Annotated in this window: 8 protein-coding genes and 1 pseudogene; 2 read left to right on the forward strand and 7 right to left on the reverse strand. The window is 46.5% G+C overall.

Annotated features, from left to right (window positions below; all coding sequences use genetic code 11):
- Window positions 1–105, forward strand: a pseudogene (locus JMX98_RS09640) (IS5/IS1182 family transposase); the annotation flags it as partial.
- A gap of 559 nt (window positions 106–664) precedes the next feature.
- Here the strand turns inward: JMX98_RS09640 and JMX98_RS09645 are convergent.
- The 7 genes from JMX98_RS09645 to JMX98_RS09675 all read right to left on the reverse strand — a co-directional run bounded on the left by JMX98_RS09645 (window position 665) and on the right by JMX98_RS09675 (window position 12,386).
- Window positions 665–2,449, reverse strand: coding sequence for an acyl-CoA dehydrogenase C-terminal domain-containing protein (locus JMX98_RS09645; RefSeq protein ID WP_201586191.1), 1,785 nt, complete (start codon window positions 2,447–2,449; stop codon window positions 665–667).
- Window positions 2,450–2,717: 268 nt separating this feature from the next.
- Window positions 2,718–4,511 carry an acyl-CoA dehydrogenase C-terminal domain-containing protein gene (locus JMX98_RS09650; RefSeq protein WP_201586194.1) on the reverse strand — a complete coding sequence of 598 codons (1,794 nt, stop codon included), beginning with the start codon at window positions 4,509–4,511 and terminating at the stop codon, window positions 2,718–2,720.
- A gap of 387 nt (window positions 4,512–4,898) precedes the next feature.
- Window positions 4,899–6,614 carry a putative bifunctional diguanylate cyclase/phosphodiesterase gene (locus JMX98_RS09655; RefSeq protein WP_227680119.1) on the reverse strand — a complete coding sequence of 572 codons (1,716 nt, stop codon included), beginning with the start codon at window positions 6,612–6,614 and terminating at the stop codon, window positions 4,899–4,901.
- 72 nt (window positions 6,615–6,686) lie between these two features.
- Entirely contained in the window at window positions 6,687–7,541 is an 855-nt protein-coding gene (locus JMX98_RS09660; RefSeq protein ID WP_201586197.1) for a 16S rRNA (uracil(1498)-N(3))-methyltransferase, read from the reverse strand.
- A 297-nt stretch (window positions 7,542–7,838) separates the two neighbouring features.
- Window positions 7,839–8,687 carry a methylenetetrahydrofolate reductase gene (locus tag JMX98_RS09665; protein ID WP_201586200.1) on the reverse strand — a complete coding sequence of 283 codons (849 nt, stop codon included), beginning with the start codon at window positions 8,685–8,687 and terminating at the stop codon, window positions 7,839–7,841.
- An 11-nt stretch (window positions 8,688–8,698) separates the two neighbouring features.
- Window positions 8,699–10,123 carry an adenosylhomocysteinase gene (gene ahcY / locus JMX98_RS09670; protein ID WP_201586202.1) on the reverse strand — a complete coding sequence of 475 codons (1,425 nt, stop codon included), beginning with the start codon at window positions 10,121–10,123 and terminating at the stop codon, window positions 8,699–8,701.
- A gap of 325 nt (window positions 10,124–10,448) precedes the next feature.
- Window positions 10,449–12,386 carry a TonB-dependent receptor gene (locus JMX98_RS09675; protein WP_201586203.1) on the reverse strand — a complete coding sequence of 646 codons (1,938 nt, stop codon included), beginning with the start codon at window positions 12,384–12,386 and terminating at the stop codon, window positions 10,449–10,451.
- Between the two features lie 415 nt (window positions 12,387–12,801).
- Here JMX98_RS09675 and JMX98_RS09680 point away from each other — a divergent pair, with 415 nt between their 5' ends.
- Window positions 12,802–14,733, forward strand: coding sequence for a mechanosensitive ion channel family protein (locus tag JMX98_RS09680; protein WP_201586239.1), 1,932 nt, complete (start codon window positions 12,802–12,804; stop codon window positions 14,731–14,733).
- The last annotated feature ends 66 nt before the right edge of the window (window positions 14,734–14,799 follow it).

Below are 14,799 nucleotides of genomic sequence, written 5' to 3' on the forward strand. Positions count from 1 at the left end.
TTGAAACATTTTAGGGGCATTGCCACGCGATATGATAAGCTCAAAGATAGCTATGCAGCGGCGGTAATGCTCGCTTGTGTCTTTATCTGGTTGCCCCTGATTTGAATTCTATACACACCCTAGTGAATCTAAATTATTATATTCAACTAATTAGATAGTTTACATCATCACTTCAGTGACGGCTATTATAACACATAAGTCGACTCGTAGCATCACTACAATCAACCAGTCATCGCTATATAACTACCGCTTAAAGAAATAATCAATAATTATTGATTTTTTTGTTCTCCTTTGGCGCGGCAGGCTGGTCGTAATATTCGAGAAAAGCTGTTTGGCCTGCACTATTTTTAATCCAATATCACCTAATGGAATAACTCATAATGACTGACTTAATCATAAAAAAACGCTCGTTTAGCGACTCATAAAACCCTTGTCAATATTCTAATAACAGACCAGCATATCGCTCGTATTGAGGAGATAGCTGACGATATGGACTAAAATGGCTAAATACTATCAAACGGCGTTAAATCACTCACGAATATCTTGATATCCATAGGTTTCCATAGCATAGACCTATAACACAGACCAAATGGTTTGGGCAAAAAAAGGGACAGTCACCTAACTGTCCCTTTTTTATATATTTTAATGTGCCAATCGCGACCGATTAGTTGGCAGGCACATCAAAATAATCAAGATCAAAGTTCATCATTGGGTCACTACCAGCTTTGACCATTTGTGCATGCGCATTGATACGTGGCAAGATACGGCCAACGAAATAATCAGCAAGCTTGGCTTTGTTGGTGTAGAACTCACCCTCTTTGCCATTGGCGGCCTCGACCATCAAGGCAAACATATACGAGTAGGCAAGGTAACCAAAGGCATGCATATAGTCAACCGCGCAGCCATTGATTTCGTTCTTACGCTCGCCGATATTGCTTAGCACTGTGGTGGTCAGCTCTTCGATGGTGTCAGCTGCATCTAGGGTGGCCTGCTTGATGCCATGTTCGGCCTGCATGTTGTTGACAAAATCACGAACTTCACCTAAGAAATGAGTGACATATTTGCCGTTATTTTTTGCCACTTTACGACCGAGTAGGTCAAGCGCTTGAATACCGTTGGTGCCTTCATAGATCTGCGCGATACGAGTATCACGGACAATTTGCTCCATGCCCCATTCGCGGATATAGCCATGACCGCCAAATACTTGCTGGCAATCAACCGTGGCTTCTAGTGCTTTATCGGTTAAGAAGGCTTTGGCAACTGGCGTCAGTAGGGCAACGCGCGCCGCCGCGGCTTGAGCGGCCTCTGGGTCAGTACTAAACTTTTCTTCGTCAAGGTTTTTGGCGACATACATGGCAAAGCAGCGTGACGCTTCTGTGTTGGCTTTGGCATTTAGCAGCATGCGGCGCACATCAGCATGATGGATGATGGCATCGGCAGGTTTTTCTGGGCTTTGGATTTGGGTGTCACTGCGACCCTGACCACGGTCATTGGCGTATAATGCTGCGTTTTGATAAGCCAGCTCAGAGCCACCAAGGCCTTGTAGACCCATGGTCACACGCTCATAGTTCATCATGATAAACATAGAAGATAAGCCGGTGTTTTCTGCGCCCACCATCCAGCCTTTGGCGTTATCAAAGTTCATCACGCAAGTCGCTGAGGCTTTGATACCCATCTTATGCTCGATAGAGCCAACCGCTAAGGTGTTGCGCTCGCCCAAGCTACCATCTTCATTGACCAAGAATTTTGGCACGACAAATAATGAAATGCCTTTTGAGCCTTCTGGCGCATTGGGGGTTTTTGCCAATACCAAATGAATGATATTGTCAGTGAGGTCATGCTCACCACCAGTGATAAAGATTTTGGTGCCAGAGATATTGTAGCTACCATCATCGTTTGGCACGGCTTTGGTTTTGATGATGCCGAGGTCAGTACCTGCATGTGGCTCAGTCAAGCACATGGTGCCCGACCATTCGCCGGCATACATTTTTTCTAGATAGGTTTGTTTTTGCTCTTCAGACGCCGCCGCGTTGAGGCAAAGCGTCGCGCCAACCGTTAGGTTAGGGTAGAGGGCAAAGGATTGGTTGGCGGTAAATACCATCTCTTCGGTCAGCATGGTGACCATCTTTGGAAAACCTTGACCGCCGTACTCAGCATTACCACTCAAGCCCACCCAGCCTGACTCGGCATACTGCTTATAAGCTTCTTTAAAACCAGTAGGCGTGGTGACAACGCCATCACCCTCAAAGGTTGCGCCTTCTTCATCACCGCTACGGTTGATAGGCAACAAAACGTTTTTTGACAGTTTTGCCATTTCTTCTAAAATCATATCGACGGTTTCGGTATCGACATGAGCTAGGTTTTCGTTATTTTGCCAAAACTCAGGCGCGTTAAATACATCGTTTAAGATAAAGCGCATGTCATTAAGAGGGGCATTATAAACAGCCATAAACATTCCTTTGGTTCAAATAAATAAAAGTTGGAGCGATGAAAATAAGAAGTGCCAAACGTATGGATTGCTTTTTGAGGTCATCTGCGCGACTCATAATCAAAGCAACGGCTAAGCAAAGTTTAACAAATAAGCCTATGAGCGGGTGTGTTTCTTCGTGAATTATGCGTACACCAAAATATAATTGACCAACAAAATCGGCAACACACTTTGGTATGTTGCCGATATAGGTATAGTGTGCTGTCGTCAAAATACTACAAAAACACTATTAAAACGCAAATTGATCCACATCCATGCTCATGTATGGCTCAACGCCTGTGCTGATGCGCTGTACATAGGTCGTGGTACGTGGTAGTAGTTTAGTGAAATAGAATTGAGCCGTTTTAACCTTGGCATCATAGAATGCTTTTTCGCCAGTGCCGTCGGCAATAGCGGTTTGAGCAACCAATGCCATACGCGCCCATAAATAAGCCAAAGTTACATAACCACTAAAGTACATGTAATCAACCGCGGCAGCGCCAACAGCGTCTGGGTTTTCAGTGGCTTGCATCCCAATACGTGATGTTAGATCACCCCATTCTTTGACATGTTTGGCAAGCGGGCGGATGAACTGACCCATCTCGTCATTGTCTTTGTGCTCTTGGCAGAACGTCTGAATGATGTTGACAAAGTTGGCCAGCATTTTACCTTGCGAGCCCAAGACTTTACGGCCGAGTAGGTCGAGTGCTTGGATTTCTGTGGTGCCTTCGTAGAGGCAAGCGATACGCGTGTCACGGACGTTTTGCTCCATACCCCACTCACTGATAAAGCCGTGACCGCCATAGACCTGTACGCCATGGTTAGCCGCTTCTAGACCAGTTTCAGTCAAGAATGCTTTAGCAATCGGTGTCAATAGTGACAACATTTGGTCAGCAAACTTCAGGTCATCGCCTTCGCCTTTTGCCACAGTATCCGCAAAGTGTGAGAGGTAATAAACCAGCGCACGACCGCCTTCAGCAAAGGCTTTTTCGGTCAACAGCATGTTGCGAACCGCTGGATGAACGATGATTGGGTCAGCGACTTTTTCTGGCGCTTTGGCACCTGATAGTGAGCGCATCGCTAGGCGGTCTTTGGCATAGGTTAATGAGCCTTGGAACGCATATTCTGCTGCGGTCAAGCCTTGAACTGCTGTACCGATACGAGCGACGTTCATAAAGGTAAACATACACTGTAGACCGCGGTTTTCTGGACCAATCAAGTAGCCTTTTGCACCATCAAAGTTCATCACGCAAGTCGCTGAAGCTTTGATACCCATTTTGTGCTCAATAGAGCCACAGACGACGTTGTTGTTTTCGCCAAGGCTATTGTCTTCATTGACCAACACTTTAGGTACGATAAACAGTGAGATGCCTTTGGTGCCAGCAGGCGCGCCTGGTAGACGGGCTAGAACGATATGAATGATGTTGTCAGTGAGGTCGTGCTCGCCTGCTGAGATGAAGATTTTTTGACCGGTGATGCTATAAGTACCGTCATCATTTGGCTCAGCTTTGGTACGGATAATACCCAAGTCAGAGCCCGCGTGGGCTTCGGTCAAGCACATGGTGCCTGACCATTCGCCGGTGACCATTTTTTCTAGGTAAGTTTGTTTTTGCTCATCAGTGCCATGGTGCTCGATGGTTTGAATTGCGCCATGCGATAGGCCAGGATACATAGAAAATGACCAGTTAGCCGTACCGACCATCTCATTGATGACCGTTGATAGTGAGAACGGCATGTTTTGACCACCAAACTCTTCTTCAGCTGATAGCGCTGGGAAGCCAAGCTCACAGTACTGCTTATAAGCTTCTTTAAAGCCTGTGGGTGTGGTCACAGTACCGTTGTCAAACTTACAGCCTTCTGCATCGCCGCTTTGATTCAAAGGTGATAGCTCGTTTTCGGCAAAGCTTGCCGCCATCTCAAATAGGCTGTCCATCAACTCACGATCAGCCTCTTGAAATGCAGGCAACGTTTTGTAGTGGTTTTCGCTATCGAGTAGCTCATGCATCACGAATTGAATGTCACGTAAGGGCGCTTTGTATTGCATAACTTCCTGTCCTTTTTAACATGTCAGCAGGCACAGTCTATAGATTACGATAGTCGGTAGGCTCACTACAGTAAGTTGACAAGCACAAATAAATAATAGGCTGCCATACAGATAGACTACGTGCGCGATGACATAAAATGGTATTGAAAAGAATGGTGATTGTCAGAGTCGGTTTGAGACTTAATATATTCCAACAAATTCGCTATAAAAGATAGGCGTTCATCGGTGATTATACAAGTTTGGTGACAGGACTGATAAGTCATGAACCTGCCTTGCATCGGTTATGCAATCAGCGGTAGACGCAAAAGACACGGAGTAATAACCGTATGAAAATACTGATGTTGCCGATACGATAAAATCAATCATAGCCGCCGGTATTTGCTTATATTATTTGGTGGTTGACTGTTTGATGAGCATGTCGGTGGCGACCTCGGCGGGCACGGGTTTTCCAAACCAATAGCCTTGACCATACTGGCAGCCCATCGCCAGCAACCGATCGCGCTGCGCCTCAGTCTCGATTCCTTCGGCGACCACTTGCATATCTAACGCCGCAGCCAAGTCTAAGATGGCTTTGACAATGGCATACTGGGTGCGATCCGACTCAATGTTTGAGATAAAGCTTTTATCGACTTTGATAAAATCGAACGGGTATTCTTGTAAATAACTCAAGGATGCATAGCCGGTGCCAAAGTCGTCTAAGGCAATACAAATACCCAGATCTTTTAGCAGAGCTAGTTGTTTTTTGACATTGTCATGGCGTTGTATCAAAGACGACTCGGTGACTTCGATATGTAGCTGATGGGCCGAGATACCGTACTCTACCAACAGGCTACTGACCATCTCAAAAAAATCAGGGTGGCTAAATTCGGCAGCATCCGCGTTGATACAAATATGTTGATGAAACCCTTGCTGCTGCCAATTGGCCAATTGCGCCGCGATTTTTATCGCCATTTGAGAAAACAGCTCAAACGAGAGCTTATGAGTGAGGATGGCGTTGATAAAATGCGCAGGTTTGAGAAGGCCGCGGGTGGGGTGTTGCCAGCGTACCAACGCTTCAAAGCCGGTAATATGACCCGTCGCCAAGTCGAATTTTGGCTGATAATAGGGAATAAACTGGCCTGCGGTGGTGGCCTCTCTTAACTCAGCCTCTAACTGTAAACTGCCAGCGGTGGCTTCTTCGATCGCCGCATTGTACCAGCAGATATCGTCGCCGCCTTGCTGCTTGACATAATGCAAGGCTTTTTCAGCTTTGGTCAAAAGCCCTGTCAGCTCGGTGTCGTTTTGCGGGAAATAGCTGACACCGACGGAGATATGACAATAGATATTGGCGTCGGCTTTGGTGTCCTTATCGATCGAAAAAGGCCGCTCACACATCTGCATGAGCTTATCTAACTGATGACGCACCATATTGGCATCATTGCATTCAAATAACAACGCAAAATCATCGCCGCCAAAGTGCGAAAAGCAGCGTAAACAGCCCAACTCTAGCGCCTTGAGACGAGCCACAAAGCTTTTGATTAAATGATTGATACCATCAGGACCCAATAGGCTTGCAAGACTACGATACCGATCGATATTGAGACGGACGATGATCACCTCTTGATAGCTGTCGAGCAGCAAATCACTGGTCTGGCTCAAAAAAACCTTACGGTTGGGCAGGCCGGTCAGCTGATCGTAATTGAGCAGATGGGTCAGCTGCTTTCGGTCTTTGGCCGCAGAAGACATATCGCGAATCAGACCGATATAATAAGTCTTGGCCTCCATGGCCACCTTGCGATACGTGATATGGCACTGTAGTATCTCACCATAACGGTTGGCCATCGAAAAATCACTTTCATAAAAGCCGCTACTATCAAGTTGGTTGGTGATTTGCGCCAAAACGCCTCTTTCTTCCTCTGACAAAAAATCAGCGGCATAGACTCCAAGCGGCCGACCCAGCAAAAAAGACTCGCTATAGCCGATGATAAGCTCATAACTGGCATTGACCGACAAATAGCGTAGGTTTTCATCTAAAATGAAAATAGCATCATCGCATTGCTCACACAGTTTGGTCAGCAGTAGCTGCTTGTCGGCAATGGGGATGGGAGCAAAAGTAGTCATCATCGAAATCATCATGGCAAAGGTGAATAATTAGTCGGTTTGTCATCATAATAATGAGCGAGCCGAGTGCTTGTGTTATAAAGTCAATGCGTGCAAAGTCGCCAAAGCAACCACAGGCGCTGTTTCGGTGCGCAGTACCCTTGCGCCAATTTGCCAAGGTGCAAAGCCTGCATCCGCCGCCCACTTGCACTCCTCATCGCTAAGACCGCCTTCAGGGCCAATAAGCAACTCAATATAAGGCGCCGCTTGTTTTAGTACTGGCAATAACGCCTCTGGCATCGCAGGTTGTCCTACTGCTGGCACGCTAAGCTGCAAGCGTAAATCGGCTGGCTGCTGCAGTGCTTGGTAGTAATGGTCTTGGCTTAGCTCGGCGACCAAAGGACTGACGGCGAGGTGTGGCGCGCTACGCGACGGCTGTATCAGCCAATCAGTGATAGACATGGGTGTAAGGATGAGTGGTGGCCGATTAAGTCCGCACTGCTCACAGGCCGCTATTGCCACTTGCTGCCAGTGCGCCAGCTTTTTCTCTACTTGCGCAGGTTTTAGATTGACCTCGCCATGATGGCTGGTGAGCAATTGAATCGCCGTCACCCCAAGCTCGGTGGACTTTTGAATGGCATAATCCATACGCTCGCCGCGGCTCATCACCAGACCAATCTGGCTGAGAATAGGCGCCGTACGTTCATCTGTGCTGTGAGCCAACACCGCCACCGTGGCGTGTTTTTTACTGATGCTTTGAAGCTGTACGTGATACTCACCGCCAAAACCATCAAACAACACCCCTTCATCGCCGATATTTGCGCGTAGTACACGGCACCAGTGATGAACGATACTGTCAGTCAATTCGATGCTGGCACCAATCGCAACCGTGCTCAATGGCGGATAGGGTGTGTCCTTAGTGTTACTACTGGCATAAAAAAAACGTCGCACTTGGTCTTATTCCTATTATTTGATTGTGAGCAGTTATTATTGACCCAATAGAATATCACTTGATGCCACGAAAGGCATTCTTTTTATGATAATTACTGCTAGATAACAGCGCTCAACGGATAAACGACATTATCATATAGGAAGAAAAATTTAAAAAATACATTAAGATGAAATGTTTTTTTTGATACATGAATGTCCAGTAGATAAAGTTTTCCAATAAAAAAACTGGCACTCCGAAGAGCGCCAGTTAGTTATAAATTCATTATATACTTGCTTAATTATCAAGATTATCAAGTATTAAACAGTAAGTCCTAATGCTTCAACCAAGCGTTTATTTGGTTCAACTTTGTTCATGCTATAAAAATGCATGGCTGGCACGCCTGCGCTCATTAAGCGCTCACATAAGCGATACACCACATCAAAACCAAACTCGCGAATAGATTTGCTGTCATCGCCAAAATCCGCTAATCGCTTTCGCACATAACGTGGAATATCAGCGCCGCAGCTATCAGCAAAGCGTATCAGGTTACTAGAGTTGGTGATCGGCATGATACCAGCGATTAATGGCTGTGCGACCGTGTCGATACCGCGTTTTTCTAACGTATCACGCAAGTATAAGTAGCTATCAGCATTATAAAAAAACTGAGTAATCGCCGCGTTGGCACCTGCTTGGTACTTGTTGACTAAGTTGTCGACATCAAACTCAAAGCTACGCGCTTGCGGATGCATCTCAGGGTAGGCGGCGACCTCGATACGAAAGTGCTCGCCTGAATGCTCACGAATGAACTTGACCAAATCTAATGCAAATGGCAGCTCACCCATACCGACCTGACCTGAGGGCAAATCGCCGCGTAGCGCCACCAGACGCTTGATGCCCAATGCTTTATAGTGATCGAGCAGGCCTGCGATTTCGACCTTATCATCACCGATACACGACATGTGCGGCGCAATATCAGTATCGCCGCGCGCACATAAGGTCTGTACGATGTCTAGCGTACGGCTACGTGTCGAGCCACCCGCACCGTAAGTTACTGAAAAGTAGCTTGGTGCCAGTTTGTTTAGCTCGTCATAGGTGTTTAGTAGCTTTTGACCCCCTTGCTCAGTTTTGGCAGGGAAAAACTCAAAAGAAAAAGCAGGCTTACTCACAGTCGCGCTCCTTAGTATTTATAAGCGTCAGGCTTAAACGGGCCTTCGACAGGAACGCCTAGATACTCGGCTTGCTTTTCGGTCAGCTTCGTCAAGGTACCGTTAAAGCCTGCAACCATCGCTGCTGCGACTTCTTCGTCGAGTTTTTTTGGTAGTACTTTGACGTACAAGTTGTCCGCGCGTGCATCCATTGGCAAATCAGCGAATTTTTCTTCAAACAAGTACATTTGCGCCAAGACTTGGTTGGCAAACGAGCCGTCCATCACGCGTGACGGGTGACCGGTTGCGTTACCTAGGTTTACTAAGCGACCTTCGGCAAGCAAAATCAGATAGTCGTTTTCGTCATCTGAGCGGAACACTTGATGTACTTGTGGTTTGATCTCAACCCAGCGCCAGTTGTCACGCATAAATTGCGTGTCGATTTCGGTGTCGAAGTGACCGATATTACAGACGACCGCACCAGGCTTTAATGCTGCGAGCATGTGTCTGTCACAGACATGATAGTTACCTGTCGTTGTGACGATCAAATCAGTGTCGGCTAGCAACCGCTTGTTGATGCTGTCTGCGCCGCCGGTGTTGTCGCCATCGATGTACGGAGACAATACTTCATAGCCATCCATACAGGCCTGCATCGCACAGATAGGATCGACTTCTGAGATACGTACGATCATGCCTTCTTGGCGTAGGCTTTGGGTTGAGCCTTTGCCCACATCACCATAACCAATGACTAGCGCGCGGCGACCTGCAAGGAACATATCGGTTGCGCGTTTGATGGCGTCATTTAAGCTATGACGGCAGCCGTATTTGTTGTCATTTTTTGATTTGGTCACCGCGTCGTTGACGTTGATAGCCGGTACTTTTAGCGTGCCTTTGCCTAGCATTTCGATCAAACGATGCACACCTGTGGTGGTCTCTTCTGAGATACCATGGATGCTATCGAGCATCTGTGGGTATTCATGGTGAATCAACGCAGTAAGGTCGCCGCCATCATCTAAGATCAAGTTGGCATCCCAAAGCTCGCCTGATGCTTCGCCGCCGATATGTACTTGTTGACGGAGGCACCACTCGTACTCTTCTTCAGTTTCGCCCTTCCAAGCAAACACAGGAATGCCAGCCGCCGCGATTGCTGCCGCTGCGTGGTCTTGGGTCGAAAAAATATTACATGAGGTCCAGCGTACTTCTGCACCTAGCGCAACGAGTGTTTCGATAAGCACTGCGGTCTGAATGGTCATATGAATACAGCCGGCGATTTTGGCGCCTTTGAGTGGCTGCTCGTCTTGATAGCGACGACGTAGACCCATCAATGCAGGCATTTCAGCTTCGGCAAGGGTGATTTCGCGGCGGCCATAGTCAGCCAGACTGATGTCAGCGACTTTATAGTCAGTAAAGGAAGGGTCGATGGTATGGGCAGATGGGGTGGTAGACACTGCGTCCATAATATGCTCCTATCAGTGGTCAATGATTGATAAAAAGAATAAAAACGCAGGTGCCGTTATTTGCGCTGTTAATAAGCAAAAATGCTGCAAACAGTTAACCGAGCCTAACATAATGCTTGATGTGCCTAGCAATAAAGCCTAGATGCAGTGATCGATGATTATGGCGCAACACCTCTCGGGAGGGTTATTGTAATAGATGAGTCTGTGATTGTCACCTATTGGCTGCGGAAAATCGTAAGTGTTGTCGTCATAAAAAAGGCCACCGCTGGGTGACCTTGATTTGTTTACAATTTAAGTTTCGTGTCAGTATTAGCACCAATCGTAATTAGTACCAATCGTAGGTAAGTGAGCCGAAGTAGCTGGTGCCTTCTGTGGCGTATTCATTACCGAATTGGCTGGCTAGGGTATAATCCTCATCAGTAATATTGTCTACTCGCAAGTTGGCACGAAGATTAGGAGTGATATAAACCGCGCCGCTCAAATTAAGCAAGGTATAGCTATCAAGTTTATTGTTTTCCGCTGTCAACCTATCATCGGTATGTTTGGCTTCGAGGCGAACATCGAACATCGGTTGCTGATAGCCCACATAAACCATACCGCTGTTTTTAGGGCGATAGGCAAGCTGTTGATTATAGCTTGCGCTATTTGTCGTTTTGTCTTTGGCATCCAAGTAGTCATAACCGAGACCAAATATAAAGGCATTCATATTCCAGTCGGAGGTCAGGCTCAACCCCTTGATTTTCGCTTCACTGATATTTGCTGCACTAGAAATCAGGTCTTCTGCATCGGTGTAATAGCCTGTCAATCGTGACGTTTGGACATCATTTACGTATTCAACAAATACTTCAGTATTTTTACTGGTTTCAGGCTTTAAGTCAGGATTACTATAACCAGGATAGTATAGATCATTGAATGTCGGGGCGCGAAATCCGGTCGCATAGTTGGCACCGATTCGCATGCCAGCCAAAGGGCGTATCGCCGCTCCTAGATTGTAGGTGCTTTCATGACCATACTGTGAGTTGTCATCCACGCGGTAGTTGGCTTGCACGTCATAATAAGTGTCTGCCAGCTGATAACCAACAAAGGCACTTTTGACCGTTCTGTCCTCAGGGTTATAAGGGGTTTGCACAGCTGGATCAGGATAACCTGAAAAATCTAAAACATCTGAGGCGTCTAGCTGTTGTGACAACCATTCTGCGCCAACAATCACAGTACCAGGTTGCGCGTTGATACTGGTCTCTAAACGTGCCTGCTCTTGCGTGGTGTCGTACTGACTGCCTTTTTGATAATCAATAGAATTGGCGTCATGAGTAGTCGATTTGTCGATACTTTGACCGTAGCTAAGCTTGCTGACTGTCAAAGGCGTTTTGTATTGAAGATAAGCATTGGCACTGCCGTTTTTTTGGTCTGAATAGGCATTTGGAAAGGCGTTGCCTGCGGAGTCAATATCAGTGGTAGAGTCGGTATACAAGGCACTTATTCCCGCGCTTAGCGAGTCTGATAGTTTATGCTGCAATGCTAGGCTGGCATTGGTAGATTTAAAGCCATCATCGTCTGCGTTGAAATCATAAGAGTCAGAGTTGGCAATGGCGTTAAAGCCATCTGTTTCGTTACGACTGACACCCAAGCTCAAGGATGACGTGTCATTTTTCAGTTGACCTGTGATGCCGACTTGGTAGTGATTGTTACTACCATAACCCACAGTTGTAGAAACATTGGATTGCTCTACGTTATTGCCTTTGGTAAAAATCTGGATAACGCCGCCCATGGCGTCAGAGCCGTAGATGCTAGAGCCTGACGCACCATACAAAACTTCGATGCGGTCGATTTGGTCTGCGGCCAACAAGTTCAGAGATGGACTACCTAAAGAGATAGAGCCATAACGTATCCCATCGATAATCACCAAGACTTGCTTGCTATCAAAGCCGCGCATATAAAAATTACTGGCTGTGCCCATGCCGCCACTTTGTGTGATATTAATACCAGGCTGATTCTTTAATACATCGACCACGGTCTGACCCTTATAACGCTGTAGCGTCTCGCTATCGATCACACGGGTTTGGGCGACCACATTACTGGTTTTGGTCGGCGTACGCGTCGCTGTCACGACAATTTTATCAAGCTCAACCTGTGGCATCTCACCGTTATCAATGCTGGTTGTCTCAGGGGTCACTGCCATCGCGGTGTTGGCGGCAAGCAAACCAAGCGCGCTTAAAATACTTAGGCGAAGATAGGTACGTGAAGATGAACGTGATAAAAACATGGTCGATTCCAAAGTAATCAAATTAAAAAATATAGAAATAAGAAATAACTATTAAGACGTAAAAGGTGTCAAAAATTACAAAAAAAAATAAATAGGCAAAACTGCGCTCATTATCTACAAAAATTATCCCTTTATAAACTACTTTAACCTAATCTTTCCTCAAGGTAGGTTGAATAACGCTCATGGTCGGAGCGGTAAAGCAAAACGCCTAAATAAATCTGACGGCAGCCATCTACAAAAACATGCAATCAAAAGCACTGCTGTGATAAATAATTGTTATGATAGTAAGGGTTTTATCTGCCCTTTTTGTGCCACTCATCAAGCTAAGAGGTTTGTTTTGTCTATTAAGCACCGTCTGACTTTTCGTCAGGCTCCAGATATATTGTCTACCAGCCTAAAAACCCCGTTTATCACTATGATGTTTTTGCTTATCATTGCGATGAGCGTACTGCTGCCCACAGCGTCCTTTGCTGCAGAAACGACAACGCTTGGCGTAAATGGCACGACTGGCAGTGAAGAGTCGGCGAGCACGCCTATACCAGATTCGTTTGGGCGCGACACACCGCGCCATACGGTACAAGGGTTTATTAAGGCGCTGAGCGAAAACGACTACCTGCTGGCGAGCAATTACCTTAATTTGTCTAAGTCAGAAAATCCCACCACGGTCGTGCGTCAGTTTAAGCAAGCATTAGATGCTGGCGGCCGTTTTCAGCCTGATTTGCAGATCAACAATACCCCAGAAGGCAATTTAACCGATCAGCTGCCGCCGAGCCAAGAAAACGTCGGGGTCATCAATGTCGGAGAAACAAGCGTCCCGTTGGTGCTTGAGAGAGTGCTGTCTAAGCAAGGCGAACAGTATTGGCAGTTCTCTAGTGAGACACTGAGCTCGGTACCCGAAGTGATAGAAAACACCGAGCCGACGTTGGTGTCGCGCTATACAGTTGACTCATTGGAAGGCAAAAAGCTGTTTGGCTATCAGATGGCGGACTTAGTGGCGGCGCTGACGATGATCGTCAGCAGTTTTGTCTTTACTTATATTTTAGTTTGGCTACTGTATCATCTTTTGCGAATCGCCTATCCGCGAGTACGCGGCGTCCCGCTACCTTTGCCAAACAAAGTGGTACTGCCACTCTCTGTGGTCATTATGGCGCTGATACTGTCTGAGGTGATGGTCTATGCTGGCGTCTCGGTGACGCTGCGAGAGCCGGTCAATCGTTTTGCTGATATCGCCTCGTGGTTGGCATTGACTTGGTTGTTACTGCGCGTTATTGATGCGATATTTACCCGCGCGGTCAATTTAAGCTATAAGAAAAACTATACCGAGCGTGTCTCTATCTTAGGGCTGCTACGAAAAGTCGTCAAAGCGTTGCTGCTCATCTTTGCGGTGATTGTCATCTTTGGTAATTTAGGGTTTGATTTGACCACAGGGATTGCCGCACTAGGGGTCGGTGGTCTGGCATTGGCGCTTGGTGCGCAAAAGACCATCGAAAACCTCGTCGGTAGTGTGGTGGTGGTCGCAGATTCTCCCGTACGCATAGGGGATTATTGTAAATTTGGCACGTATGAAGGCACGGTCATCGATATCGGTATTCGCTCATCACGCGTGCGCACCTTGACGCGTACCATCGTCACTGTGCCAAACGGTGATTTTTCTTCGATGCAAATCGAAAACTTTACCTCGCGTGATATGTTTCGGTTTTTTCATCAGCTGTATATTAAGCGTACCGCTGATATCGATGTGGTCTTTAAGATGGTCAAAGACTTAGATGAGTTTTTAAATGAGCATTATTTGACCAACCAAGAATGGAATCAGGTCAATATCTTAGAGCTGCGCCAAGATTGTTATGTGATTCAGCTGCAAGCCTATATCAACGCCAATAACGTGATGGAGTTTTATGATAAGCAAAACGTCGTGCTCGTTGATATATTAACTCAGGTCAAAAAATACGACGTCGAGCATGCACTGCCTACGCAGCAGCTGATAGTCAATCAAACCGATGTTGCGTCGTCTAAAGCAAACAGCGAGCAAAAATCTGATAATGACGAGTCTGCAAGTAACGCGTCAAAAGATGACGACATGGCTAATAGGACAGATGGTAGCGCCCAGCCTGCTCGCGACGACATGGATAAAAAACAAGATAAACATCATGATGATGCCTACAACATAGATCTGGATAAAGACCATAGAGCCAGCAAAGATAAAAAGACTGCCGCGTCACCTGACGACACGGCGACCAAAAAACAACATGGCATCAAGGCGCTCAGAGAAAAAGGCCATGCGCTAAAAAAGAGGAAGTTTAAGCACACCAAACGCAAGTTTGGCTTGTCAATATGGAACCAGCCCTAAAAAGACAGCCATATAAGGCGTGGCATTGCTATAGTCGCTATAGAAACTATAAGTGTTATAAAAAAT

This window comes from Psychrobacter sp. HII-4 (genome assembly GCF_904846595.1).
Lineage (GTDB): Bacteria > Pseudomonadota > Gammaproteobacteria > Pseudomonadales > Moraxellaceae > Psychrobacter > Psychrobacter celer.

Bases quoted from the DNA above. Each gene is read 5' to 3' on its own strand.
- JMX98_RS09645 (WP_201586191.1), bottom strand. From the start codon at position 2,449: ATGGCTGTTTATAATGCCCCTCTTAATGACATGCGCTTTATCTTAAAC.
- JMX98_RS09650 (WP_201586194.1), bottom strand. From the start codon at position 4,511: ATGCAATACAAAGCGCCCTTACGTGACATTCAATTCGTGATGCATGAG.
- JMX98_RS09655 (WP_227680119.1), bottom strand. From the start codon at position 6,614: ATGATGACTACTTTTGCTCCCATCCCCATTGCCGACAAGCAGCTACTG.
- ahcY (WP_201586202.1), bottom strand. From the start codon at position 10,123: ATGGACGCAGTGTCTACCACCCCATCTGCCCATACCATCGACCCTTCC.
- JMX98_RS09675 (WP_201586203.1), bottom strand. From the start codon at position 12,386: ATGTTTTTATCACGTTCATCTTCACGTACCTATCTTCGCCTAAGTATT.
- JMX98_RS09680 (WP_201586239.1), top strand. From the start codon at position 12,802: ATGATGTTTTTGCTTATCATTGCGATGAGCGTACTGCTGCCCACAGCG.